The sequence below is a fragment of the Glycomyces sp. NPDC050141 genome (assembly GCF_055586545.1).
This window is the reverse complement of the sequence record NZ_JBVJHZ010000009.1, coordinates 42,264-67,061: the sequence shown is the minus strand read 5'-3', so window position 1 is coordinate 67,061 and position 24,798 is coordinate 42,264. Positions and strand designations below refer to the sequence as shown.

The 24,798-nt window shown below is 69.6% G+C and carries 17 protein-coding genes; 12 read left to right on the top strand and 5 right to left on the bottom strand.

The genetic code is table 11. The features are described 5' to 3' along the window. Positions 1 to 160: 160 nt before the first annotated feature. The 5 genes from ACZ60M_RS08060 (at position 161) to ACZ60M_RS08040 (ending at position 7,903) form a co-directional block, all read left to right on the top strand. A complete protein-coding gene (locus ACZ60M_RS08060; protein WP_465415912.1) occupies positions 161 to 1,432 on the top strand; it encodes an extracellular solute-binding protein in 1,272 nt (423 codons plus the stop codon). Positions 1,433 to 1,494: 62 nt separating this feature from the next. Beyond that, a complete protein-coding gene (locus tag ACZ60M_RS08055; RefSeq protein ID WP_465415910.1) occupies positions 1,495 to 2,478 on the top strand; it encodes a carbohydrate ABC transporter permease in 984 nt (327 codons plus the stop codon). Beyond that, complete coding sequence (locus ACZ60M_RS08050; RefSeq protein WP_465415908.1) at positions 2,475 to 3,401, top strand: carbohydrate ABC transporter permease; 927 nt, start codon at positions 2,475 to 2,477, stop codon at positions 3,399 to 3,401. Before ACZ60M_RS08055 ends, ACZ60M_RS08050 begins: the two co-directional genes overlap by 4 nt. 78 nt (positions 3,402 to 3,479) lie before the next feature. After that, a complete protein-coding gene (locus ACZ60M_RS08045) occupies positions 3,480 to 5,891 on the top strand; it encodes a glycoside hydrolase family 2 protein (RefSeq protein ID WP_465415906.1) in 2,412 nt (803 codons plus the stop codon). Between the two features lie 164 nt (positions 5,892 to 6,055). Beyond that, a complete protein-coding gene (locus tag ACZ60M_RS08040; protein WP_465415904.1) occupies positions 6,056 to 7,903 on the top strand; it encodes a pectinesterase family protein in 1,848 nt (615 codons plus the stop codon). Here ACZ60M_RS08040 and ACZ60M_RS08035 read toward each other — a convergent pair. Continuing rightward, positions 7,900 to 8,373 carry an NUDIX domain-containing protein gene (locus tag ACZ60M_RS08035; RefSeq protein WP_465415902.1) on the bottom strand — a complete coding sequence of 158 codons (474 nt, stop codon included), beginning with the start codon at positions 8,371 to 8,373 and terminating at the stop codon, positions 7,900 to 7,902. The two genes, ACZ60M_RS08040 and ACZ60M_RS08035, sit on opposite strands and share 4 nt — an antisense overlap. Before the next feature lie 79 nt (positions 8,374 to 8,452). On the opposite strand from ACZ60M_RS08035, the gene ACZ60M_RS08030 reads away from it, so the two are divergent. Together ACZ60M_RS08030 and ACZ60M_RS08025 are read left to right on the top strand one after the other, a co-directional pair. Next, on the top strand, positions 8,453 to 9,103 hold the full coding sequence (locus ACZ60M_RS08030) for an HAD family hydrolase (RefSeq protein ID WP_465415900.1): 651 nt from the start codon (positions 8,453 to 8,455) through the stop codon (positions 9,101 to 9,103). A gap of 4 nt (positions 9,104 to 9,107) precedes the next feature. Continuing rightward, a complete protein-coding gene (locus ACZ60M_RS08025) occupies positions 9,108 to 9,368 on the top strand; it encodes a hypothetical protein (RefSeq protein ID WP_465415898.1) in 261 nt (86 codons plus the stop codon). Here ACZ60M_RS08025 and ACZ60M_RS08020 read toward each other — a convergent pair. Both ACZ60M_RS08020 and ACZ60M_RS08015 read right to left on the bottom strand, forming a co-directional pair. Further along, positions 9,362 to 12,082 (bottom strand): DEAD/DEAH box helicase, encoded by a 2,721-nt coding sequence (locus tag ACZ60M_RS08020; protein ID WP_465415896.1) that lies wholly within the window; start codon positions 12,080 to 12,082, stop codon positions 9,362 to 9,364. The two genes, ACZ60M_RS08025 and ACZ60M_RS08020, sit on opposite strands and share 7 nt — an antisense overlap. Positions 12,083 to 12,208: 126 nt before the next feature. Then, a complete protein-coding gene (locus ACZ60M_RS08015) occupies positions 12,209 to 13,336 on the bottom strand; it encodes a nicotinate-nucleotide--dimethylbenzimidazole phosphoribosyltransferase (protein WP_465415894.1) in 1,128 nt (375 codons plus the stop codon). A 50-nt stretch (positions 13,337 to 13,386) separates the two neighbouring features. On the opposite strand from ACZ60M_RS08015, the gene dapF reads away from it, so the two are divergent. Beyond that, the gene (gene dapF, locus ACZ60M_RS08010; RefSeq protein ID WP_465416066.1) at positions 13,387 to 14,169 is read left to right on the top strand and encodes a diaminopimelate epimerase; all 783 of its coding nucleotides are present in this window, start codon (positions 13,387 to 13,389) and stop codon (positions 14,167 to 14,169) included. Positions 14,170 to 14,358: 189 nt separating this feature from the next. Here the strand turns inward: dapF and ACZ60M_RS08005 are convergent, their stop codons facing one another. After that, positions 14,359 to 15,747 (bottom strand): NAD-dependent malic enzyme, encoded by a 1,389-nt coding sequence (locus ACZ60M_RS08005; protein ID WP_465415892.1) that lies wholly within the window; start codon positions 15,745 to 15,747, stop codon positions 14,359 to 14,361. Between the two features lie 263 nt (positions 15,748 to 16,010). Here ACZ60M_RS08005 and hflX point away from each other — a divergent pair, with 263 nt between their 5' ends. Both hflX and ACZ60M_RS07995 read left to right on the top strand, forming a co-directional pair. Then, complete coding sequence (hflX, locus tag ACZ60M_RS08000; RefSeq protein WP_465415890.1) at positions 16,011 to 17,411, top strand: GTPase HflX; 1,401 nt, start codon at positions 16,011 to 16,013, stop codon at positions 17,409 to 17,411. A 71-nt stretch (positions 17,412 to 17,482) separates the two neighbouring features. Then, entirely contained in the window at positions 17,483 to 19,174 is a 1,692-nt protein-coding gene (locus ACZ60M_RS07995) for a hypothetical protein (protein ID WP_465415888.1), read from the top strand. Positions 19,175 to 19,264: 90 nt separating this feature from the next. Here the strand turns inward: ACZ60M_RS07995 and lexA are convergent, their stop codons facing one another. After that, complete coding sequence (lexA, locus tag ACZ60M_RS07990; protein WP_465415886.1) at positions 19,265 to 19,921, bottom strand: transcriptional repressor LexA; 657 nt, start codon at positions 19,919 to 19,921, stop codon at positions 19,265 to 19,267. A gap of 402 nt (positions 19,922 to 20,323) precedes the next feature. Here lexA and nrdR point away from each other — a divergent pair, with 402 nt between their 5' ends. Together nrdR and ACZ60M_RS07980 are read left to right on the top strand one after the other, a co-directional pair. After that, positions 20,324 to 20,803 carry a transcriptional regulator NrdR gene (gene nrdR, locus ACZ60M_RS07985; RefSeq protein ID WP_465415884.1) on the top strand — a complete coding sequence of 160 codons (480 nt, stop codon included), beginning with the start codon at positions 20,324 to 20,326 and terminating at the stop codon, positions 20,801 to 20,803. A gap of 67 nt (positions 20,804 to 20,870) precedes the next feature. Next, the gene (locus ACZ60M_RS07980; protein ID WP_465415882.1) at positions 20,871 to 24,776 is read left to right on the top strand and encodes a vitamin B12-dependent ribonucleotide reductase; all 3,906 of its coding nucleotides are present in this window, start codon (positions 20,871 to 20,873) and stop codon (positions 24,774 to 24,776) included. Positions 24,777 to 24,798 lie beyond the last annotated feature (22 nt).

Here is a 24,798-nt window from a genome sequence, read left to right as displayed (position 1 = left end):
GATTTCAATTCGGTCACGGTGCGGTCAAGGCATTGACTAGGTGTGATCTGACATATAGGTTCGGGTCACTTATCCGGTTAAGCGCTCTGACCTCATGAGTCCCGTGAGACGCGCGGCGCCCACCGGAGAACCCCTTCCCCTGAACGGAGTGAACGTCACCGTGATCTCGAGAACCCAGCGCTTCGGCGCGGCCGCCGCCGCGGCCGCGATCGCCCTCACCGCAGCCGCCTGCTCCGACGGCGGCGGGGGCGGCGAAGCCACCAGCATGGAGGAGGAGAACGCCGACTCGATCACCATCTGGCACACCGGCGACGCCTCCCAGCAGCCCATGATCGAAGCCGTCGGCGCCCTCTTCGAGGCCGAGCACGGCGTCAAGGTCGAAGTCGAGATCGTCGACTGGGCCGACGCCCACACCAAGTTCCTCACCGCCATCCAGAGCGGCGACGGCCCCGACATCTTCACCGGCGGCCTCTCCTGGGGGATCGAGTTCGGCGAGCTCGGCGGCCTGGTCGACCTGCGCCAGTACGACACCCAGAACCTCGAGGGCAACGTGATCGAAGGGCTCTGGCAGTCCATCGAGTCGCCCGGCGGCGAGCTCTACGGCGTCCCGCTCAACATGACGACCTACTCGATGTTCTACCGCACCGACATCCTCGAAGCCGAGGGCATCGCCGTCCCGGCCACCTGGGACGAGATGGACGCGGCCATCACCAAGCTCCAGGGCGCCGGCTACGAGACCCCCTTCGCCGCCACCTGGGAGCCCATCGGCTGGCTCGACTGGTTCAACTACATGCACCAGGCGGGCGGCTCGCTCTACAGCGAGGACTGCACCGAGATCACCATCGACTCGCCCGAGGTCGTCGCCGGGACCGAGTACTGGGCCAAGCGCTTCAGCGAGCAGAACGTCCCCACCGACCAGCCCGACCTCGGCGTCGGGATGTCCGCGGGCGAGTACGTCTTCGCCACCGGCGGCTCCTGGAACTACGACACCCTCGCCGTCGGCTTCCCCGAGCTCGAAGGCAAGTGGAGCTCCGCCCCGCTCCCGGCCGGACCCGCCAACGCCGGATCGTTCATCGGCGGCAACGTCATGGGCGTCATGGCCCAGTCCGAAGCGCCCGGCACCTCCGCCGCCTTCATCGACATGGTCTACTCCGACGCCGGCGTCGACGCCATGCTGACCACCGCCGCCGAGAACAACGTCCTGTGGCTGCCCCCGCGCACCGACAAGGTCGCCGACACCCACCTCGACGACGCCAACAAGCAGGCCCTCACCTCGATCTTCGAGACCTCCGTCGGCCCGCCCAACTGCACCGGCTGGGAGCCCTCGTCCCCCGACGTGCAGCTCGCCCTCCAGTCCATCGTGCTCGAAGGCGTCCCCGTCGAGGAAGCCCTCGCCAACGCCAAGACCGCCATGGAAGCCAACCAGAAGTAGCAGTCTCCCGGGCGGGGGCGGCCAGCCGCCCCCGCCCGCTCTCACCGCCTCGGAGCACTCCCTTGACCCTCAAGCAGACCGCAGGCCCCGAGCGGGCCGGAGCAACCGGCCCGCATGCCGGGCCCGCACCGCGACGCGGCCGACCGTCCCACCGCCTCCAGCGCTACGGCCCCGCCTACGCCATGCTGCTGCCCTTCGCGCTGCTGTTCATCGTCTTCCTGATCTACCCGCTCGGCCGCTCGTTCTACTACTCGCTCACTGACTTCAACGGGATCAAAGCCCCCGAGTTCGTCGGCTTCGACAACTTCACCGAGCTGTTCCTCCACGACGACCGCTTCCACACCGCCATCTGGAACACCCTCAAGTACGTCGTCTTCTCGGTGGTCCTCACGATCGGTCTCGGCCTGGTCCTGGCCGTCGCCTTCAAGACCACCTCGATGCGCGACCGCCTGATGCGCACCATCCTGTTCCTGCCCTCGGTCTCCGCCGGCGTCGGCGTCATCCTGGTCTGGCGCTGGATCTTCATGGTCGACTCCTGGGGCCTGGGCAACACCGTCGTCCGATTCTTCGGCGGCGAGAACCGCGCCTGGCTCGCCGACCCGACCATGAGCATCCCCATCCTGGTCGCCATGGCCGTCTGGGGCGGCGCGGGCTACTCGATGGTCCTCTTCGTCGCAGGCATCAACGCCATCCCCGACGAGCTGTACGAGCAGGCCTCCATCGACGGCGCCTCCAAAGGCCGCCAGTTCTGGCACATCACGCTGCCGCTGCTGCGCCCCGTGCTCGTCTTCGTCGTCATCACCTCGACGATCGGCGCGTTCCAGATCTTCGAAGCGATCTACCTGCTCTGGCGCCGCTCGGCCTCGATCGTCGGCGGCCCGCTCGACAGCGCCCTCACGATCGTCCCCTACCTGTACGACATGGGCTTCAACCGGTTCCAGCTCGGCTACGCCTCCGCCATCGCCTGGGTCCTGTTCCTCATCATCTTCCTGGTCACCCTGGTCCAGCTGCGAGTCACGAAGACCTTCAAGGAGTTCGAGAAGTGAGCGTCAAGACCCTCGTCTCAGCGGATCGCGTCTCCAAGCGGCCCAGAAAGCCCAACCTCGCCGCCGAACTGGTCCGCATCCCGCTCTACCTGTGGGCCGCCGTAGTGCTCATCCCCTTCTGGTGGATGATCATCGCCGCGTTCAAGACCGTCCCCGAACTGATGCAGAACCCACCCACGTTCTACCCGAAGGACCCGTCCCTGGACTCCTTCTACGACCCCTCCCTCGGCGACAACGACAGCGTCCCCGGCGTCTTCCAGCGCTGGGAGGAGGTCGCGGGCGGGTTCTTCCGCTTCGCCGCCAACACCTTCGGCATCACCGTGATCGTCACCGTCCTCAGCCTGCTCATCGCCTCGCTCGCGGCATACATGCTCACCAAGACGCAGGCCCCCGGCCGCCGCGTCGTGTTCGTGGTCATCATCTCCTCGATGATGATCCCCTGGCAGGTCAGCCTCATCCCCAACTACCTGCTCACCTCGGACCTCGGCATGACCGACTCCTACCTCGGCTACATCATCCCCGGGCTCGCGAAGTCCTTCGTGGTGTTCTTCCTGGTGCAGTACCTGCGGTCGATCCCCGACGACCTGGTGCACGCCGCGCGCGTCGACGGGGCCAGCGAATGGCGGATCTGGTGGCAGATCGTCCTGCCGCTGCTGCGCCCGGCGCTGGCGGCGATGGCGATCTTCGTGGCGCTGGGGGAGTGGAACAACTTCCTGTGGCCGCTCATCATCATCCGCACCGACGAGCTCTTCAACCTGCCTGTGGCGCTGTCGAACCTCAACAACACGATCGTCTCCAGCCCGGGGTCGATGGGCGTGGCGATGGCCGCTTCGATGCTGGCTACGCTGCCGACGGTGGTGTTCTTCTTCCTGTTCCAGAAGCACTTCATCAAGGGCATCGCCCTCTCGGGTATCAAGGCATAGGCACGTTCGGCCCGGACGCTCGACGGCGAGCGTCCTCGGCCGTGCCCACCGCTCGCTACACAAGGCATAGGAGTCTCTTTGAGCGCCAAGCGAACCCTGCACGAAGGCTGGACCGTCACCGGCGACCCCGGGGCCCCGGTGGCCGTCGACGCTACCCTTGCGTCCGTGCCAGGCGAAGTGGTCGCCGACCTGCTGGCCGCCGGTCTCGTCGGCGACCCCTACACGGACGAGGCCGAACGCGACCTGGCCTGGGTCGGCCGCAGCGACTGGACCTACCGGACTTCGTTCGACTACGAAGCAGGCGACTGGGACGGGATCGACCTGGTCTTCGACGGGCTCGACACGGTCGCGCGGGTCAGCCTCAACGGTACGGTGGTCGGCGAGACCGCGAACATGCACCGCCGCTACCGCTTCGACGTGCGCTCCCTGCTGCGCGTGGGCGCCAACGAACTCGAAGTGCACTTCACCGCGCCGTACACCTACGCGGAGGCGCAGCGCGACCGGCTCGGGAACCGGCCGAACGCCTACCCCGAGCCCGGCAACTTCATCCGCAAGGCCGCCTGCAACTTCGGCTGGGACTGGGGGCCGAACCTCGCCGGGGCCGGGATCTGGCGGCCGGTGCGCCTGGAGTGCTGGAAGACCGCGCGCATCGGGGAAGTCGTGCCCCGAGTATCCCTTGAGGACGGTGTTGGGGTCGTCGACCTCTCCGTGAGCCTCGAGACCGCCGCCGACGCCGAACTCGAACTCGTCTGCGAGGTCGAGGGCGTCACCGAGACCGTGCGCCTCGCGGCCGGGGTCGCGACCGCGAGCGTCCGCGTCGAGGTCCAGGACCCCGAGCTGTGGCGCCCGCACGACCGCGGCGAGCGGAAGCTGTACGGCGTCAAGGTGACTGCCGCGGGCGACACGTGGGAGAGCCGGATCGGTTTCCGCACCGTCGAACTCGACACGGAGCCCGACGCCGACGGCCGCCCCTACCTCCTCAAGGTCAACGGCGAGACCGTCTGGATCAAGGGCGCCAACTGGATTCCCGACGAGGCCCTGTTCAGCCGTATCGACCCCGCCCGCATCGAGCGGCGCCTGCGCCAGGCGGTCGCGGCCGGGATCAACTACATCCGCGTGTGGGGCGGCGGCGTCTACGAGTCGGAGGCGTTCTACCGGATCTGCGACGAGCTCGGTCTCCTTGTGGGCCAGGACTTCCTGTTCGCGTGCGCGGCCTACCCCGAAGAGGAGCCGTTCTGGTCCGAAGTGGAGGCAGAGGCCCGCGACAACCTCGCCCGCCTCGCCCCGCACCCGAGCCTGGTCACCTGGACGGGCAACAACGAGAACCTGTGGGGCTGGCACGACTGGGACTGGCAGGGCGACCTGGGGGAGCGGACCTGGGGCGCGGGGTACTACCACGACCTCCTGCCGAAGCTCACCGCCGAAGTGGACGGTACCCGGCCGTACTGGCCCGGCAGCCCCTACTCCGGTGTGCGCGAACTGCACCCGAATGAGCAGGCGCACGCGTCCGTGCACATCTGGGACGTGTGGAACGACCTCGACTACGCCCGCTACCGGGACTGGAAGCCGCGCTTCGTGGCCGAGTTCGGCTACCAGGCGCCGCCGACGTGGGCCACGGTGCGGCGCATGGTCACCGACGAGCCGCTCGAGGCCGAGAGCGCCGCGATGCTGTGGCACCAGAAGGCCGAGAACGGCCAGGGCAAGCTGCAGCGCGGCCTCGACGCCCACCTGCCGCCCGTGCGCGACTTCGACGACTGGCTGTACTTCACGCAGGTCAACCAGGCCCGCGCGATCCGGCTCGGCATCGAGTACTTCCGCTCGCTGCAGCCGTACTGCTCGGGCGCGATCGTGTGGCAGCTCAACGACTGCTGGCCGGTGACCTCGTGGGCCGCGATCGACGGCGAGGAGCGGCTCAAGCCGCTCTGGTACGCGCTGCGGGACGTCTTCGCCGAGCGCATGGTGACCTTCCAGCCCGAGGGCGACGGCCTGAACATGGTGGTGGTCAACGACTCCGCCGAGGCCTGGACCGGTGTGATCGGGTTCTGGAAGTGCAACGCGGAGGGCCGCATCATCGGCCGGGCGCTCGTGCAGATGGAGATCGACCCGCGCGACACGGCCGTGCTCGAACTCGAGCCGGGCGCGATCCCGAAGGACGGCGAGTTCCTGCTCACGGGCCGTGAGGACTTCCCGCGCGCGACCTGGTTCACCAAGGAGGACAAGGACATGGACTGGCCGAAGGCCCGGTTCACGACCGATGTCGCCATTGTGGACGGCGGCGTCCAGATCACCGTGCACGCCGAGAGCGTGCTGCGCGACCTGTGCCTGTTCGCCGACCGCGTCGACCCTGAGGCGGTGGTGGACAAGGCCCTCGTGACCCTCGTCCCCGGCGAGCAGGTCACCTTCACCGTGCAGAGCGAGGTGGTCGCCGCCTCGGCCGAGCTGCAGCAGGCGCTGACGGCGAAGCCCATCCTGCGGGCGGTCAACGACTGACAGAGCGGGGCGCGCGGGCGGACTGGTGAGACCGCCCGCGCGCCTTTTCGTGCCCTCGTGTTGCGGCCCAGCAAGATCAACTTATCGAAGCCCTTGAATATGAATCGGCAATCGATTACCGTGTGCGAGGTAAGCGCTGTCACTTCCCCCTGAAAGCAGTCGCCATGACCCCTCCCCTCACCCGCCGACTCCTCCTCGCCGCCGGTGCCGCCACGGCCGCCGCCACCGCGATCCCCGGTGCGGCCCAAGCGCACGGCGGTAGTTTCGGCCGCTACGGCTCGCCCGACGACCGCCTCAGTGCCGACACCCTCTACGTCCACGCGGGCGGCCGCGGCGACCACACGACAGTGCAGGCGGCCGTCGGCGCCGCCGCCCCCGGCTCCACTGTGGTGATCGCCGCGGGCACCTACCGCGAACTCGTCCAGGTGGCCGCCGCCGACTTGACGTTCATCGGCGCCACCGACGACCCGAACGACACGGTGATCGTCTACGACCTCGCCGCGGGCACCCTCAACCCCGACGGCACCACGGTCGGCACCGCCGGTTCCGCCACCGTCAAGCTCGACGGCGCCGGGTTCACCGCCAGCGCCGTCACCTTCGCCAACGACTGGCTGCGCGCCGACCACCCCGGCATGAGCGGCACCCAGGCCGTCGCGTGCCGCGTGCGCGGCGACCGCTCCGCGTTCTACCGCTGCCGGTTCCTCGGCCACCAGGACACGCTCTACGCCGACTCCTCGGCGGTCACTGTCGCCGCGCGGCAGTACTACCGGCACTGCCACATCGAAGGCGACGTCGACTTCATCTTCGGGCGCGGCACGGCCGTCTTCGACCGGTGCGAGATCCACTGCGTCGAGCGCGACGTGACCTTCACGCCGAAGGGCATGCCCTGGGCCCCTTCGACTTCCCGCGAGTTCGAGTACGGCTATCTCGCAACCGGCTGCCGCGTCACCTCGGCCGCCGGCGACGCCCAGTACAAACTCTCCCGGCCGTGGGTCCCCAGCTCGAACACGACCGCCTGGCCGTCTCTGACCATCCGCGACAGCTGGCTCGGCCCCGGCATCGACGCCGCCGCGCCGTACACGGTCATGAGCAGCGGCTACCCCTGGCAGGACCAGCGGTACGCCGAATACGCGAACATCGGCCCCGGCGCGGCGATGATCGACCCGGCCACCCGCCCGCGCCAACTGAGCGAAGACGAAGCGGCCGAACACACCACGGAGACCTACCTCGGCGACTGGGCCCCGCAGGACGAACCCGACGCACCCGCCCCGAAGACCCGCGACTTCACGATCTTCGCAGCCGGAGACTCGACGGCCTCGACCTACGCGTCCTGGCGCTCACCGAGGGCAGGTTGGGGCCAGGCCCTCGACGTCTTCACCACCCGCCGGATCACTGTGGACAACCGGGCCTGGTCCGGCGCGAGCTCCAAGAGCCACACCGACAAGGGCGTCCTCGACGCCATCGCCGCCCTGATCCAGCCTGGCGACTGGCTCCTGATCTCCTTCGGCCACAACGACGCCAAGACCGAAGACCCCAACCGGGGCACCGACCCGTACACGACCTACCAGCAGTACCTGCGCGGCTACATCGAAACCGCCCGCCTCCACCGCGCCAACCCGGTCCTGGTCACCTCGGTCGAACGCCGCCGCTTCAAAGACGGCAAACCCGTCGAGACCCTGGGGGAGTACCCGGAGGCCATGCGCGCCTTGGCAGAAGAGGAGTGCATCCCGCTCATCGACCTCCAGGCGGCGAGCCTCGCCCTCTGGGCCCAGCTCGGCGAGGAGGGGACCAAGGACTACTTCCTCTGGATCGATCCGGGCCACGAGCACTACCCCGACGGCGTCCAGGACAACACCCACTTCCAGGCCACCGGCGCCATCGAAGTGGCCCGCCTCGTCGCCAAATCCGCCGCCCGCCAGCACCTCATGAAGGGCGCCTTCGAAGGCCTCCACCGCAACCCGGACCCGACCGAGATCACCTGGCCCGAAGCGATCACCGAACCCCCGCTCTAGGGGGCGAGGTACCTGGCGGCGCCGGTCCGCCTCGCTTCGAGCGCGGCCGGTAGTCGGCGCCGCCCGTTCGCCGAAAGGAGCCGCAGCGCCTCTTCGACCGCGACGAACCGGAACTCGTCGAGCTCGTCGCCGTCGAGCTCGATCCGGTCGGGTTCGATCACGCCGCCATCGAACACGAAGACGACCAACGGCAGCGGTCGACCGGGCACCGGCTCCGTCCAGTCGACGACCAGCAGCCCGCCGAGCACGACGTCCAGGCCGATCTCCTCCTTGACCTCCCTGCGGCAAGCCTGGTCAGGGCTCTCGCCCGCGTCGACCTGGCCGCCCACGAACAGCCAGTGGTCGCGGTAGTTCGGCTTGACGACGAGCACCCGGCCCTCCGCGTCGGTGAACAGCGCACCGGCGGCGGCGAGGAACTTCGGGCGGCTCTCAAGCCACTCGTCCGGCGGCATCAGCGCTTTGGGAGACATGCCGTCGACCCTATCGGCGAGCCGGTGCCTTCTGGGAACACGTTTGCCGAGTGTTGCCGCGGTCCGTAGCATCCTCAGCATGACGCTTCTGATGATCGACTTGGACAACACGCTCATCGACCGCGACGGGGCCTTCCGGCTCGGGGTCACCGAGTTCCTTGCTGCGCATGAGCTTCCGGCGGAGGACGTGGACTGGGTCATGACCGTGGACGCCTCCGGGTACGCCACCCGAACCGTTGTCGCGCGGGCGATCATCGAGCGGTACCCCGTCGGCCTGGATGAAGCCGAGATCATCGCGTTCCTGCGCCGAGGGGCACGTGAACACGCCCGCGTGACCGCCGAGACCGCGGCTGCACTGCAGGAGGTTCGCGACGCGGGAAACCAGGTCGTCATCGTCACCAACGGCACCGTGCAACAGCAGACCGGCAAGGTCGCCGCCTCAGGGCTCGACCGCCTCGTCGATGCCACGGTCGTGAGCGAGGGCGTGGGCTCACGCAAGCCCGAGCCGGGAATCTTCCACGCGGCCGCCGAAGCAGTCGGGGCGAGCCTCGACGGCGCCTGGATGATCGGCGACCGCGACGACGCCGACATCCTCGGCGCGCACCGGCTCGGCCTGCGCAGCGTCTGGCTCCACTTGGGCCGCGAATGGTCCCAGGCGGACTACGCGCCGACGCACACCGCCGATTCCGTCGCGGAAGCCATCAAGCACGCCGCGAGTTCATTACGCTGAGCCGATGAGCGATTTTGACGGCGAAGTCGAGAAGGCCCTCAACCGCGCCGGGAAGGCCTCCGGCGGCCTGACCGTCCTCGCAGTGCTCGTCTTCGTTCTAGGCATCGTCGCCGGGCTCCTCGGTGGCGTCGGCGTCTTCCTCGCCAGCCTGGGCGCCGCGGGCCTGCTCTACGGCATCGCGGTCGTCATCAACCTGCTCGGCATGCAGCTCGTCGTCTCCTGGAGCCAGATCCGCAAACCCGAAGGCGACAAAGTCGCTCAGTGAACGCGGAGCCCGGTCAGGAGGTCGACAGCGGCCCGGGACGGGTCATCGCCATAGGCTGACGGGAACGCCTCCTCGATCCGCCAGCCTGCGCGCCGCAGCGCCCTGTGGCGCGCGACGTGTGAAGCCGCGCCGTCCGGATGGACCTCCGCGACCACGCCGATCGCCTGCTCGCCGTCGCCCACGACCAGGTCCACCGTCCAATGGCCGACCGGGTACGCCTGGCGCACAGCCACTTCCGCGCCCTCCATGGCGTCGGCGAGCTTCGCCGTCCACTGCCGGACCGCGTCACCGTTCCCCGGTGAACGCGGCGGACTGTCCGCATACCGCAGGAACTCGCCGATCAGGCCGTCGGTCTCGCCCACAGCCGTGACGACGTGCAGATGCTCGCGCGCCCGCGTAACCATCACGTTGAACAGGTTCGGCCCGGCCGCGAAACGCCGCCGACCCGCCGGATCGCCCTCGGCTACACCCAGCGCGATGATCACCGTCTCCGACTCGCTGCCCTGGAACGCGTGCACCGTGCCGGTCCGCAGCCGGTGGCGGCGAATCGTCTCCAGGTCGAAGCGCTTCAGGATCGCCGCCTCGATCGCCTCGGCCTGCGCCCGGAACGGCGAGATCACGGCCAAGCCGGTCGTGCCCGAGTCGACGAGTTCGCCGAGCAGGTCGAGCGAGCGCGACACTTCCGCCTCGACCACACCATCCTTAGAGGACTCAGCGGATACGCGATGGACCGAGATGACGTCGGCCTCGTGATTGCGCGGATGCGTGGTAACCGGTTTGACCCGGCCGTGGTAGAACTTCGCGGCCGAGAACCCGATGAGGTGCGGCACGCTGCGGTGATGCTCGGTCAGCTCGACCACCGGCCCGGCCCCGCACGCGAGGTCGTAGGCGCTCACCTTGCCGATGTCCAACTGCCCCAGGCGGTCGGAGAGCCCGTGCTTCGCCAGGACATCTTCGGTCCTCGCCGCGCTGGCGAAGGAGACGAACCGCAGTTGACGCGGGTCGCCCGCGACGACCGCGCGGCGAGCGCGGGCGAGCACCGGGGCCGCGCGGAGCTGGTTGATGTGGGAAGCCTCGTCAAGGATCACCAGGTCGAACATGCCCGCACGGGCCGGGAGCACCTCTTCGACGTCGGCCACGGTGCCGATCCAGAGCGGCATGGCGCGCAGGAGCGCCGCGGCGTCGACGCTCTCGAGCCGCGCCTGTCGCTGCGGGCGGCTGCCGCTGCGCAGGGCGGTCCCGAGTTCCGCCAAAGCCCTACGGGCGGCCGCGTCCCGGCGGTCGGCGGCACCGGACTCGATGCGGAGCGCTTCGCCGATCGCCTTCGCCGCTTCGGAATCGGCGGAGCTGAGGCTCTGCCAGAGAGGCGCGAGCCGCAGACCGCCTGCGGCGGCCAGACGGGCGGTGTCACGCTGGTCGCGGGCGGCGCGGAGGGCCCGGGCTATCGCGGCAGGGGCGCCTTCGGCGCCTGCGAGGCGCTGCAATCGCTTGGCGGCGAAGCGGGCTCGCAGCCGCTGCCACCAGGAGCCGTCGCTCTGGGATCGGGCGAGGAGCCGTTCGGCTTCGTCGAGGTCGGCGTCGCGGAGGCCGGGGAAGTCGTCGAGGAGGAACGTCGGCAGGTCGTGCACGCGTCCGCGCCGGGATTCGAGGTCGAGCCAGGTCGCGATCTCGGCTTCGATTCGCGAGGTGTACTCGATCGCTTCGGTGGCGGCGTCCCGGTGCCGTTCGACCTCGCGGCGCTTGTGGCCCTTGCCGGTCCCAGTGCCGAGACGGGTCAGGAACCGGTCACGCCGTTCCGAGTCCCCGAAGTGGACCGGGAGCGGGCCCGGGTGGCGGTCGAGGAGGTCGGCGAGGACGTCGGCGGCGTGGACGGATTGCGCGGCGATGAGCACCGACTGCCCGTTCGCTATGGCGTCCAAGGCGATCGCGGCCAGTGTGTGGCTCTTCCCGCAGCCCGGCGCGCCCGCGACGACGGTGACCGGTGCGGTGCGGGCCTGCACCACCGCGGCGGCCTGTTCACCGCTGAGCGGCAGCGGGCAGCGCGGCGGCCGCCCGTCGGCTTCGGGTTCGGTGTCGACGGGGTCGTACATGGCCGTGAACGCGGTGTCGCTCAGGCCGGGCCGGTTCGCCCAGGTGCGGAGCTCGCTGGAGAGCGACGACGGGTTGCTCTCTGGGGCGATGTAGACCACGGTCCGCGGGACGACTGCCAGGCGACGGGGCGTGTAGCGGATGTCGTGCCAGACTTCGTCGACGTCGAAGCCCGCCGCTGCCGCGGCTGCGGGCAGCCACGTGAGGTCGAAGAGGACCTCGTCGCGGCGCTCCGGATCGAAGACCGCTTCGAGCTTGTCGCCGAACCCGGTCCCTTCGAGTCCATGGTGGACTTCCAGGTCGCCTGCGGGGACCACTTGCTGCTTCAGGTGCCTGTCCGGGTCGGTCTCAATGCGGATGGGCCGGCTGACCAGCGGGTATCGGATTTGGCGCCGCTTGCCGTCGACCTCGGTGCGCCCGATGACGACGCCCCAGCCCTGGCGCAGCAGGCGCTCGTCCCGGTGGAGTTCGTCGTACTTCGCCAGCCCGGCGGGGTCGTGGCCGAGCCTGTCGAAATCGCCCCATGCGTACTTGTCGCCGAGGAGGTCGCGCTGGAGGCGCTGCTCGGTCGGCTGCGGAGCGGGGGCGAGGTCGGCGAGGGCGCGGAGGAGCCGGGCGGTGCTCATGTGGACCGAGTCTACTGATGCGCCACTCGTTCACGCTGGTCACGCATCCGGCGCGGAGTGCGAGGCAGCGGCGACCGGCGGTCGCGATGATGGCGGCGCGGGCGTCGACGAGCGCCCGGCCGGTGCTCACGCGTCGGAGGGCTTCTCCTCGTCGGCCGTTTCGGGCTCGGCCGCAGCCGGTTCGGGTTCCGGGGTCTCCTCGGCTGCGGCCGGGTCGGATGCGGCGGTGGTCGCTTCGGCCGCGGCGGGTTCCGGTTCTTCCTTGGCGGGCATCGGGAGTGCCTGCGAGATTCGCAGGCCCTGCTGAAGGAGGTCCCAGCCGAGGGGGAGTGCGGCGGCGTCGGGGAGGTCGAGTTCGAAGCCGAGGTCGTCGGCGAGGCCGCCCTGCTTGGCGAGCTTGACGACGACCGGGTGACCGGAGCGGTTCGGCGCGTAGCACCACTTGGGGGCGGCGAGGCCGAAGTCGCGGGCGATCATCATGGCGGCCATGGCGGCCGGGCCGTCGATGAGGATTGCGGTGGAGCGGGTGGCGGCGGTGAAGATCGCGGCGGCCATCGCGCCGAGCTGGGCGCCGCCGAGGCGCGCGACGAGCGCTTCGGGGCTGCGTTTGAAGCCGCGGTTGAACGCGAGATGGTCGCGGAGGGCGGCGATGCGGCCCATCCAGGCGCCGTCGGCGACCGTGCCGCCGGGGGCGCGCAGCTGCGGCTGGTACGCGGTGATGTCGTCCTTGGCGATGAAGGAGCAGACGGCAACCGAAGCGGTCGCGGCGCCCGCGCCGAGCCCGGCGATGAGGAGGAGGTCGGCCCCGGCGTCGATCGCGCGGTCGGCGGTCTCGCGGCCGAGGCGCAGGGCCTCGTTCAGCTCGGTCTCGTCGAGGAGCGGGCCCTCGACGCCCTCGCTCGCGGGCGTGCGGACGACGGTGACGGGCAGTCCGGCGCGCGAGGCCTGCTCGGCGAGTGCGCCTTCGCCCTTCTCGAGGGCTTCGGCCTGCTCTTCGACGGGCGCGTAGTCCCCGGCGGCCCAGCCGTCCGGGTACTCGCCCGCGAACAGGAGCATCTGCGGCGAGGCGAACGGCACGGGCGCGTCGGTGGCCTGCATGCGCGCGGCCCACCCGACGGCGGCCTGGAGGCGGCCGAGGCCGGCGCCTTCGATGAGGGCGTCCTGGAGCCGCGCGTTGGCGCGGGTGGTCCACACCCCGTTGGGGAACTTCGCTTTCAGGTCGGCGAGGGGCCCGGCGTCGGTCGTCTCAGTCACGGCATAAGGCTAGCGCGGGGGCGGTGGGGCACAATTGCCTAGTGACCACCATCGACTTCGCCAAGGGACACGGCACGGGGAACGACTTCGTGATCGTGCCCGACCTCCAGGACGCGCTGCCGTTGAAGGACGCCCAGGTGGCGCTCCTGTGCGATCGCCGGTTCGGGATCGGCGGCGACGGGCTGCTGCGCGTCGCGCCTTCGGAGGACCCGGCGGCGCAGTGGTTCATGGACTACCGGAACGCCGACGGCTCGATCGCCGAGATGTGCGGCAACGGCGTCCGGGTGTTCGTGCGGTACCTGCTCGAAAAGGGCCTCGCTGAGGGCCCGGAGGTGCCGGTGGCGACCCGGGCGGGGATCAAGACCGTGCGGGTCGAAGGCGATGAGCTGCGGGTGGACATGGGTTCGGCCGAGTTCGGGCCGACCTCGCAGGCTTCGGTGGAGGGGTTCACCTGGCCCGGGCAGGCCGTGTCGATGGGGAACCCGCACCTGGTGTGCCACCTCGGCGACGAAGCGGAGCTCGAGGCGCTGGAGCTCTACCACCAGCCGCGCTACGACACGGGCGTGTTCCCGCACGGCGTGAACGTGGAGTTCGTGGTCGGCGCGGCCCCGCAGGTGCGGATGCGCGTCCACGAGCGCGGGGTCGGCGAGACCGCCTCCTGCGGCACGGGCGCCTGCGCCGTCGGCGCTACGGCCCTGCGGCACGCGGGCCAGGACACCGGTGTGTGCAAAGTGGACGTTCCGGGTGGGACGCTCACGATCACCGTCACCGACGAGACGCTCTACCTGACCGGCCCCGCCGTGATCGTCGCCGAGGGAACCTTCCGGATCTAGCGCCGCCTTCGAACCGGTGCCGCGCCACTTCCGATCTCGCGCTTCCGAAACGTGAATGTGAGGCGCCTCGGCGACGGCCATCCACTAGCCCCCACCCTCCCAGAGGGGCACGGGCCCATCGTTGCGCGCGGGTACGACAGAAAACCCCGGGAACCAGCGGTCCCCGGGGTATGAAAAGCGTCACTGCGCCTAGCGCATGGCCTGCTTGACCGCCGCCGCCACCGCCGGGGCCACGTTCGGGTCGAACACGCTCGGCACAATGTACGTCGCGTTCACCTTCTCGTTGCCCACGCAGTCGGCGATCGCCGTAGCCGCCGCCAGCGCCGCGTCGTCGTTCCAGTCCCGCGCCTGCGCGTCCAGCAGCCCCCGGAACACGCCCGGGAACGCCAGCACGTTGTTGATCTGGTTCGGCTGGTCCGACCGGCCCGTCGCCACGATCGCCGCGTACCGCGCCGCCTCCGTCGGGCTGATCTCCGGGTCCGGGTTCGCCAGCGCGAACACGATCGGGTCCTTCGCCATCTTCGCCACGTCCGAACCCTTGAGGATGTTCGGCGCGCTCACCCCGATGAACACGTCAGAGCCCTCGACCGCACCCGACAGGTCGCCCGAGTAGTCGTCCTTGTTGAAGTGCGTGCCCAGCCACTTCCACGTCTCGTTGTCCGTCTCCATGCCGCTGTGCAGCGCGCCGTCGCGGTCGACCGGGATGATGTCGCCGATCCCCGCCTTCTCCAGCAGCCGCATGATCGCCGTCCCGGCCGCGCCGCAGCCCACGATCGTCGCCCGCACGTCCCCGAACTCCTTGCCCACCACGCGCAGCGCGTTCGTCAGCGCCGCCAGCACCACGATCGCCGTGCCGTGCTGGTCGTCGTGGAACACCGGGATGTCCAGCCGCTCGCGCAGCCGCGCCTCGATCTCGAAGCAGCGCGGCGCGGCGATGTCCTCGAGGTTGATCCCGCCGTACGTGGGCGCGAGCGCGGCCACGATGTTCACGATCTCGTCGGTGTCCTGCGTGTCCAGGCACACCGGCCACGCGTCCACGTCGCCGAACTTCTTGAACAGCGCCGCCTTGCCCTCCATCACCGGCATCGCCGCGGCCGGCCCGATGTTGCCCAGGCCCAGCACCGCCGAACCGTCGGTCACGACCGCGACCGTGTTGCGCTTGATCGTCAGGCGCCGCGCGTCGTCCGGGTTCTCCGCGATCGCCATGCACACGCGGGCCACGCCGGGCGTGTACGCCATCGACAGATCGTCGCGGTTGCGAAGGGGCACTTTGGGAGTGACCTCGATCTTGCCGCCCAGGTGCATCAGGAACGTCCGGTCCGAGACCTTCTTGACGTCGAAGTCCGGCATCGCTTCGAGGATGTTCGTGACCTGCTCGGCGTGCGCGGAGTCGGAGGTGTCGCACGTGAGGTCGACCGTCATGCGCTTGTTGTCGGAGGCGACCACGTCGAGCGCGGTGACGATCGCACCGGCCTGCCCCACGACAGTGGCGAGGCGCCCCGCCGCGCCCGGGTCGGCCGACAGGGCCAGCCGGACCGTGATGGAGAAACCGGCACTGGGAAGTCGTGCAGCAGTCATGCCACTCCTAATCGTCACCACGTTGTGGACTTCAGGTCGATACACCTGAATCATGCCACCGCGCACGCCCGGCCCGCCCGCGCCCAAGCCCGGGGTGACGCCTCCGACCAGCACCGATGTCCGCGCTGGTCCGGACCGCCGACTTCCGGCCCCGGTGAACAATAAGAACAAATCTCGACACGGGCCCCAGACGGACGCGCGGCCATAATCACTCGCCCTTGTCACCCCCGCGTGTCAAGCTTGTGGTGATGCACGAAGAGCACATGAACTCACCTGAAGACTTCCCGTCCACCGCCGCCCCCTCCACGGGCGAACTGGACCTGGAAGCCCGCCAAGCGCTGCGACGCGTCGCCGGGCTCGCCTCGACCGAACTCGAAGACGTCACCGACGCCGAATACCGCCGCCTCCGCCTCGAACGCGTCGTCCTCGTCGGCGTCTGGACCGAAGGCACCATCGACGACGCCGAGAACTCCCTCGCCGAACTCGCCCAGCTCGCCGAGACCGCCGGCTCCGAAGTCGTCGACGGCCTCATCCAGCGCCGCTCCAAGCCCGACGCCGGCACCTTCATCGGCTCCGGCAAGGTCCGCGAGGTCAAGGACACCGTCGAAGCCCTCGGCGCCGACACCGTGATCGCCGACGGCGAGCTGTCCCCGGGCCAGCTCATCGCCCTCGAGAAGATCATCAACGTCAAGGTCATCGACCGCACCGCCCTCATCCTCGACATCTTCGCCCAGCACGCGAAGAGCGCCGAGGGCAAGGCACAGGTCGAACTCGCCCAGCTCCAGTACCTCCTGCCGCGCCTGCGCGGCTGGGGCGACGCCATGAGCCGCCAGGGCGGCTCCAACGGCGGCGTCGGCCTCCGCGGCCCTGGTGAGACCAAGCTCGAGACCGACCGCCGCCGCATCCGCGCCAAGGTCGCCAAACTCCGCCGCGAACTCGCCAAACTCACCGTCACCCGCGAGACCAAACGCGACTCCCGCACCCGCAACCGCGTCCCCGGCGTCGCCATCGCCGGATACACCAACGCGGGCAAGTCGAGCCTGCTCAACGCCCTCACCGGCGCGGGCATCCTCGTCCAGGACGCCCTGTTCGCCACCCTCGACACCTCCACGCGGCGCTCCCGCACTGCCGAGGGCCGCGAGTACACCGTCACCGACACCGTCGGGTTCGTGCGGCACCTGCCCCACCAGCTCGTCGAGGCCTTCCGCTCCACCCTCGAAGAGGTCGCCGAAGCGGACCTCATCGTCCACGTCATCGACGGCTCGCACCCCGACCCGCTCGGCCAGGCCGAAGCGGTCCGCGAAGTGCTCGCCGAAGTAGGCGCCGAAGAGATCCCCGAGCTCGTCGTCGTCAACAAGCTCGACCTGGTCGCGCCCGACGACGTCCTCCAGCTCCGCTCCGACTGGCCCGACGCCGTCTTCGTCTCCGCCCACTCCGGCGAAGGCATCGACAAGCTCCGCGCCGCCATCGAGCAGGCCCTCCCGCAGCCGCACACCACGCTCACCGTCTGCATCCCGTACGTGCGCGGCGACCTGGTCTCGCGCCTGCGCTCGCGCGGCGAGGTCCTCGCGACCGAGCACCGCGGCGACGGCAGCGTGATCACGGCCCGCGTGGACGACGCGCTGGCCGGTGAATTGCGAGCGTTCGTCCTGGAAAATGACTGAATTGCAGTGGTCCTGAACATGTCTCTCGGGGGGCCTGGCCGGTACACCCCGTGTTCTGGAACACTTGCCTGATGCGAGAGCGCCGTGTGGGCCGTGGGGCCCTGCCTGCGCGGATCGTCGCCGGGGCGGCAGCAGGAGCGGCTGTCCTGGTCACGGCCGCGCCCCCCGTCTACGCCCAGGAAGAGGGCGCCGGGGATCCGGTCTGCGAGATCCACGACCCCCGCGTCGCCACGGCGACCGGGATCGTGGAGGCCTCCGACGGCGGCTGGTGGGTCCTGCCCGACGGCGAGGGCCAGACCGACGGCATGATGACGATCCGCCTGGTCGGCGAGGACTGCTCGGTGCGCGACACCGAGGCCGGGAGCCTCGCGGTCGAGTGGCTGCCGAAGGACCCGCAGGACCTTTCCCTGGAAGCGGACAAGGGCTTCCTGTGGGTCGCCGACATCGGCGACACCGGCGACCGCGAGAGCGTCTCGCTCACGCAGGTCGCGGTCGACAACGCGAGCGACTTCGTGATGACCCGGTACGTGTACCCGGACGGCATGAAGGACGCCCAGGCGTACTTCCTGCTCCCCGACCGCAGCCCGGTCTTCATCCCCTCCACCCCCGGCACCGCGGAGCTGTACAAGTCCGACGGCCCCGGCCAGGAGGAAAACACCCCGCTGGAGCTCGCGGGCACCGTCACGCTCCCTGACGGGGCGGGCGCGGTGACCGGCGCGGCGCTCAACGCCGACGCCACGAAAGTCGTGCTGCGCACCAGCGACGCCGCCTACGAGTGGGACGTCGCCGACGGCGACCCGGTCGCCTCCATGACCGCCGCCGAGCCGCGCGTGACGGAGCTCAGCGACGGCGGCAACGACATCGCCTACGACTCCGAAGGCAACTTCCTCACCATCGCCCAGACCGGCGACGAGGCCGCCCCGGCCGCGATCTACACGTTCACCCCGGCGGCCGCGGCCGCCGAGGAGCCCGCCGCCAGCGACGAGGCCGCCGCAGGCGGCGAGGAAGAAGCGGGGCCCAGCCTGGTCGACCGCATCCTCGACCTCGGTATCGGCACGATCGTGAAGATCCTGGCCGCCATCGCGATCCTCGGCATGGCGACGATGGTCTTCGGCATCATCATCATCCGCAAGTACCGCAAGCAGAACGAGGGCGCTGACGAGGACGGCGCCGAGCTGGGCTTCGCCCGCGAGGAGTCCTCCTTCGGCGACGACCGCGGCTCCGTCTACGACGACCCGGTCGACCTCGGCCTCGACTCCGGCCAGCCCGACCCCGACCTCGGCCAGGTCGCGCGCGGCGGCACCGGCAGCGTCTACGGCGGCGCCCGCCCCGAGCCCTCAGGGAACGTCTACGGCGCGAGCCCGGCCCGGCCCGAGCCCAGCGGCTCGGTCTACGGCGGCGCGCGCCAGGAGCCCTCTGGGAACGTCTACGGCGCCCGTCCCGCGACCCCGCCCGCCGGGCAGGGGGCCGTGTACGGCGGCGCCCGCGAGGAACCGCAGTACGGCGCGTTCGAACGCGGCGGCCAGGGCAGCGTCTACGACAACGCGGGCGGCGGCCAGGGCCAGAACTTCGGGGCCCGTCCCGAGCCCTCAGGGAACGTCTACGGCGCCCGCCCCGCCGCCCCGCCCGCAGGGCAGGGCAACACGTACGGCGCGTCCCAGGGGGGCGTCTACGGCGGCGGGCAGCAGCCCGCCGAGCCGGAGGAGGACTTCTGGGGTCCGCCCGAAGGCGGCGGCGGCACGACGTACGGCCGGGGTCGCTGACAGGTCTGGAAACGCTGCGGCGCCCGGAGCAGCGCGTAAAGCACTGCTCCCGAGCGCAGCGGTGAGCACGCGGCCCGAAGGCCGCGCGGTTCAGATCTTCCGGAGGACGGCGACGACGCGCCCGAGGATCTCGGCTTCAGAAGCGTCGATCGGGTCGTACAGGGAGTTCGCGGGGAGCAGCCACGGCTTGCCGTTCTTGCGCTTCCAGGTCTTCACGGTGGCCTCGCCGTCGATCATGGCGGCCACGATCTCGCCGTTCAGGGCGTCCGGCTGCTGGCGCACGACGACCCAGTCGCCGTCGGTGATGGCCGCGTCGACCATCGAGTCGCCCTTGACGCGCAGGAGGAAGTGCACGCCTTCGCCGACGAACTCGGCCGGCAGGGGCATGACGTCGTAGTCGCGCTCCTCGGCCAGGATCGGCTGCCCGGCGGCGATCTCGCCGACCATCGGCACGTACCGCGGCCGCGGGTGCTGCGAGCAGGTCTGCACGCCGCCCGGGGTCGACTGGCGCACCCCGACCGCGCGCGGCCGACCGGCCAGGCGGTTGAGGTAGCCCTTGCGTTCCAGCTGCTTCATTTGGTACGCAACGGAAGAGGCGGAGGCGAGGCCCACTTCGGCGCCGATCTCGCGGACGCTGGGCGGGTACCCCTTGTTGTTGATGAACTCCTCGATGTACTCGAGGACTTGCTGCTGCCGACGCGTGAGCTTGCGCGTTTTCGGTCGGGCTGTTGCGGTCTCGCTAGCCACAGGAGGCTCCCGTTAGACAAATGGGACGGTATGTCTGATTCCGACAATGTAACTCAGGTGCTGTGTCAAGTCAAACATTCGTGCGACACCGGCGTGTCGCCGCGCTGCTCGGAATGTGTTTTCGCCCAGGTTCACCCGTACGGGTGAACGATACTGCGTCGACCGCTGGTTCACTGGAGCCCGCCCCCGAACTCCGCGATCTTTCGGCACCCCGTTTTGCGCTATCCTAGACACAAGATCTAGTGGTGTGTTGTATCGTCTCTCACTAGGTGTTGGGGTTCCGGCACCTACTGGAACGACGAGGGGCAAGCTGTCCCTCCCGACGCACCGCCATCAGCTCGATGGATCCCCTCATCGAATGTCGGACCGCTGCGAGACGATGGCCCAAGAAGGAGACTAGCGATGCGTTGCCCGTACTGTCGCCATCCCGACAGCCGAGTGGTGGATTCCCGCGAGGCCGAGGACGGGAAGATCATCCGCCGCCGCCGGGTCTGCCAGCAGTGCGAGAAGCGCTTCACCACGGTCGAGGAATCGATCCTGGCGGTCGTGAAACGCAGCGGCGCCACCGAGCCGTTCAGCCGCGGCAAGGTCGCCTCCGGCGTCCTCAAGGCCTGCCAGGGCCGCCCGGTCGACGCCGACGACGTCGCGAAGCTCGCCCAGTCCGTCGAGGACGAGATCCGCTCCAAGGGCGTGGCCGAGGTCCCCGCCCATGAAGTGGGCCTGGCGATCCTCACGCCGCTCCGGCGGCTCGACGAAGTGGCCTACCTCCGCTTCGCCTCCGTCTACCAGGACTTCGAATCCCTCGAAGACTTCGAGGCCGCGATCGCGCAGCTGCGCGAGGAGCACGCCGCCCGCAACGGCGCCGCCCAGAACAGCGGCTGAACCCCTCACCGCGAACCACACCCATCCGATTCCCATGACCAGGCATGAGCAGACAGGGGCGAGGAACATGCCGAAGACCACGAGCACCAGGACCACCGCGAAGAAGACCGCCGCCAAGGCCCCCACCGGAGGCCTGAAGGTCGAACGCGTCTTCACCAAACCGGGAGTGCACCCGTACGACGAGGTCGAATGGGAGTCCCGCGACGTCGTCATGACCAACTGGCGCGACGGCTCGATCAACTTCGAGCAGCGCGGCGTCGAGTTCCCCTCGTTCTGGAGCATCAACGCCACCCAGATCGTCACCTCGAAGTACTTCCGCGGCGCCCTCGGCACCCCCCAGCGCGAGACCGGCCTCAAGCAGGTCATCGACCGCGTCGTCCAGGCCTACCACGCCGCCGGGGACAAGAACGGCTACTTCGACACCGCCGAAGACGCCCAGATCTTCGCCGACGAGCTCACCTGGCTCCTCCTCCACCAGTACTTCAGCTTCAACTCCCCGGTCTGGTTCAACGTGGGAACCGCTGCGCCGCAGCAGGTCTCGGCGTGTTTCCTGCTCAGCGTCGACGACACCATGGACTCGATCCTCAACTGGTACCGCGAAGAAGGCCTGATCTTCAAGGGCGGCTCCGGCGCCGGTGTGAACCTCTCCAAGATCCGCGCGTCGACTGAACTGCTCTCCAGCGGCGGCAACGCCTCCGGCCCCGTGAGCTTCATGCGCGGCGCCGACGCCTCCGCGGGCACCATCAAGTCCGGCGGCGCGACCCGCCGCGCCGCGAAGATGGTCATCCTCGACGTCGACCACCCCGACATCGAGGAGTTCATCGAGACGAAGGCCCGCGAAGAGGACAAGATCCGCGCCCTGCGCGACGCCGGATTCGACGTCGACCTCGGCGGCAAGGACATCGTCTCCGTCCAGTACCAGAACGCCAACAACTCGGTGCGCGTCTCCGACGAGTTCATGAAGGCCTTCGAGACCGGCGGCGACTACGCCGTGACCGGCCGCCTCGACGGCCAGGAGCTCGCCCGCAAGGACGCCCGGAAGATCTTCCGCAAGCTCTCCGAGGCCGCATGGGAGTGCGCCGACCCCGGCATCCAGTACGACGACATCATCAACGACTGGCACACCAACCCCAACACCGACCGCATCCGCACCTCCAACCCGTGCTTCCCGGCCGACCAGCGCGTCGCGACCGACAAGGGCCTCATCAAGATCGGCGACCTCGTGCGCCGCTCCGCAGAGGGCGAGACCTTCGCGGTCTTCACCAACGACGTCACCTCCGAGACCGAGGCGGTCGACCGCGTCGTCGCGACGAACCCGCTGCGCTACATGGTCACCGGCACCAACGAAGTCGTCGAGCTCCGCTTCACCGACGGCTCGCGGCTGCGCTGCACCCCGGGCCACCGGCTCTGGACGCAGAACCGCGGCTGGGTCCACGCCGAGGACCTGACCGCCGAGGACAAGGTCGTCCGCTCCAACCAGTACGCGCCGCGGTCGGCCGCGAGCACGCGGATTCCGCGGGCCGCGCTCGCGGCCGCAGAAGCCACCGGCTCCGCGCTGCGGCTGCCGCACAAGTGGGACGAGGAGCCCGACCTCGCGCACTACATGGGCTGGCTCGTCGGCCACGGCTCCCTGAGCGACCAGGGCGCGGTCACGGTGTACGGCACCGAAGCCGAGCAGCAGGAGCTGCTCCCGCGCCACCAGCGCCTGCTGGAGCGCCTGACCGGCGAGCCGACCACGATCGTCGGCAGCGGCCCGCGAGAACTGCGCTCCGGAAACGCCGGCCTGATCGAGTTCTTCAGGGCACTCGGTGTGGCGGCCGACGGTGCCGAGGAGCAGTCGCTGCCGGAGGCGATGTTCGAGTCGGACGAGGAAACGCTCGACGCGTTCTTGAAGGGCCTCTTCGACTCCCGCGGTCGTGTCGCGGAACAGGCGGACGGGAGCCGCTGCTTCGAGCTCGGCGGAAAGCCTGAGGAGCTGCTGCTGGGCGTCCAGGAGATCCTGGCGGCACAGGGCGTCAGCGCCCAGATCCGACGCGGCGATGCCGACGGCTTCGACCTCCGGATCGCCGTCGGGTCGATGACCGGGTTCGATTCGGTTCGCGGCCTTGAGGCCGGCGATGACGCCGACCGGACCGTGCGGATGACCAGCCGCGAGAGCATCGGCTTCGAGACGACGTTCAACCTCACCGAGCCTCGCAACCACTCGTACATCGTCAGCGGCGTCGTCGTCGCGAACTGCTCGGAGTACATGAGCATCGACGACTCCTCGTGCAACCTCGCGAGCCTCAACCTGCTGAAGTTCCTCGGCGAGGACGGCTCCTTCGACGTCGAGATGTTCACCAAGGCCGTCGAGACCGTGTTCACGGCGATGGAGATCTCGATCTCCTTCGCGGACTTCCCGACCGAGGCCATCGGCCGCAACACCCGCGACTTCCGCCAGCTCGGCATCGGCTACTCGAACCTCGGCGCGCTCCTGATGGCCTCCGGCCACGCGTACGACTCCGAAGAGGGCCGCGCCCTCGCCGCCGCGATCACCGCGCTGATGACCGCCGTGTCGTACCGCCGCTCCGCCGAGATCGCCGGAGTCGTCGGGCCCTACGCGGGTTACGCGATCAACGCCGAGCCGCACCAGCGGGTCATGGCCAAGCACGCCGACGCCGCCGAGACCGTCCGGACCTTCGGCGACGTCGACACGCAGATCATCGAGGCCGCCAAGTCCGAATGGGGCCACGGCAACGAGCTCGGCGCGGTCAACGGCTGGCGCAACGCGCAGGCGAGCTTGTTGGCACCTACTGGCACGATTTCGTTCGCGATGGACTGCGACACCACGGGCATCGAGCCCGACCTCGCGCTCGTCAAGCACAAGAAGCTCGTCGGCGGCGGTTCTATGGAGATCGTCAACCAGACCGTGCCGCGCGCGCTCGAATGCCTGGGCTACAACGATGCCGACCGCGATGCGATCGTCGAGTACATCGCCGACCACGGGCACGTCATCGGCGCTCCCGTGCTGCGCGAGGAGCACTACTCGGTCTTCGACTGCGCCATGGGCGAGCGGTCCATCGCGCCGATGGGCCACGTGCACATGATGGCCGCCGTGCAGCCGTTCCTGTCCGGTGCGATCTCCAAGACCGTGAACCTACCGGAGACGGCCACGGTCGAGGACGTCGAGGAGGTCTACTACCAGGGCTGGAAGCTCGGGCTGAAGGCGCTCGCGATCTACCGGGACAACTGCAAGGTCGGGCAGCCCTTGTCCGCCAAGAAGAAGGAAGTCGAGCAGGCGGTCGAGGAGGCCGTGGAGAGGGCGATCGAGACCGTCGCGACGCACGGCCCGGTCCGCCGCAAGCTCCCGAAGAAGCGCCCGTCGCAGACGATCTCGTTCTCGGTGGGCGGCGCGGAGGGCTACATGACCTCCTCGTCCTACCCGGACGACGGCCTGGGCGAGGTCTTCCTGAAGATGTCGAAGCAGGGCTCGACCTTGGCCGGCGTCATGGACGCGCTGTCGGTGTCCATCTCGATCGCGCTGCAGTACGGTGTGCCGCTTGAGAAGTACGTCGAGAAGTTCACGAACATGCGGTTCGAGCCCGCGGGCATGACGGACGACCCGGACATCCGGATGGCGTCGTCGCTGGTGGACTACATCTTCCGCCGCCTCGCGCTGGACTACCTGCCGTACGAGGAGCGCGCCGCGCTCGGCATCCTCACCACCGCCGAGCGCACCGCCGAGCTGAACGGGGACGACCCCGCGAAGGTCCACGAGATCGACATGGACGTGCTGCGCGCGTCCGCGCCCATCGAAGAGGCCGTGGCCGAAAGGGTCCAGATCGAGTCGAAGAAGTCCCGCAAGGACCTCCTGCACTCGGCCCAGGCCCGCAGCGCGGACGCGCCGCTGTGCATGAACTGCGGCACGAAGATGCGCCCGGCCGGTTCCTGCTACGCCTGCGAGGGCTGCGGGGCCACGAGCGGCTGCAGCTAGCTCCTAGGAGAAATGCCTGAAA

Coding starts and splice junctions, on each gene's coding strand:
- ACZ60M_RS07980 (WP_465415882.1), top strand. CDS start 20,871: ATGCCGAAGACCACGAGCACCAGGACCACCGCGAAGAAGACCGCCGCC.
- nrdR (WP_465415884.1), top strand. CDS start 20,324: ATGCGTTGCCCGTACTGTCGCCATCCCGACAGCCGAGTGGTGGATTCC.
- ACZ60M_RS07995 (WP_465415888.1), top strand. CDS start 17,483: ATGCGAGAGCGCCGTGTGGGCCGTGGGGCCCTGCCTGCGCGGATCGTC.
- ACZ60M_RS08020 (WP_465415896.1), bottom strand. CDS start 12,082: ATGAGCACCGCCCGGCTCCTCCGCGCCCTCGCCGACCTCGCCCCCGCT.
- ACZ60M_RS08005 (WP_465415892.1), bottom strand. CDS start 15,747: ATGACTGCTGCACGACTTCCCAGTGCCGGTTTCTCCATCACGGTCCGG.
- ACZ60M_RS08040 (WP_465415904.1), top strand. CDS start 6,056: ATGACCCCTCCCCTCACCCGCCGACTCCTCCTCGCCGCCGGTGCCGCC.
- ACZ60M_RS08030 (WP_465415900.1), top strand. CDS start 8,453: ATGACGCTTCTGATGATCGACTTGGACAACACGCTCATCGACCGCGAC.
- ACZ60M_RS08025 (WP_465415898.1), top strand. CDS start 9,108: ATGAGCGATTTTGACGGCGAAGTCGAGAAGGCCCTCAACCGCGCCGGG.
- hflX (WP_465415890.1), top strand. CDS start 16,011: ATGAACTCACCTGAAGACTTCCCGTCCACCGCCGCCCCCTCCACGGGC.
- ACZ60M_RS08035 (WP_465415902.1), bottom strand. CDS start 8,373: ATGTCTCCCAAAGCGCTGATGCCGCCGGACGAGTGGCTTGAGAGCCGC.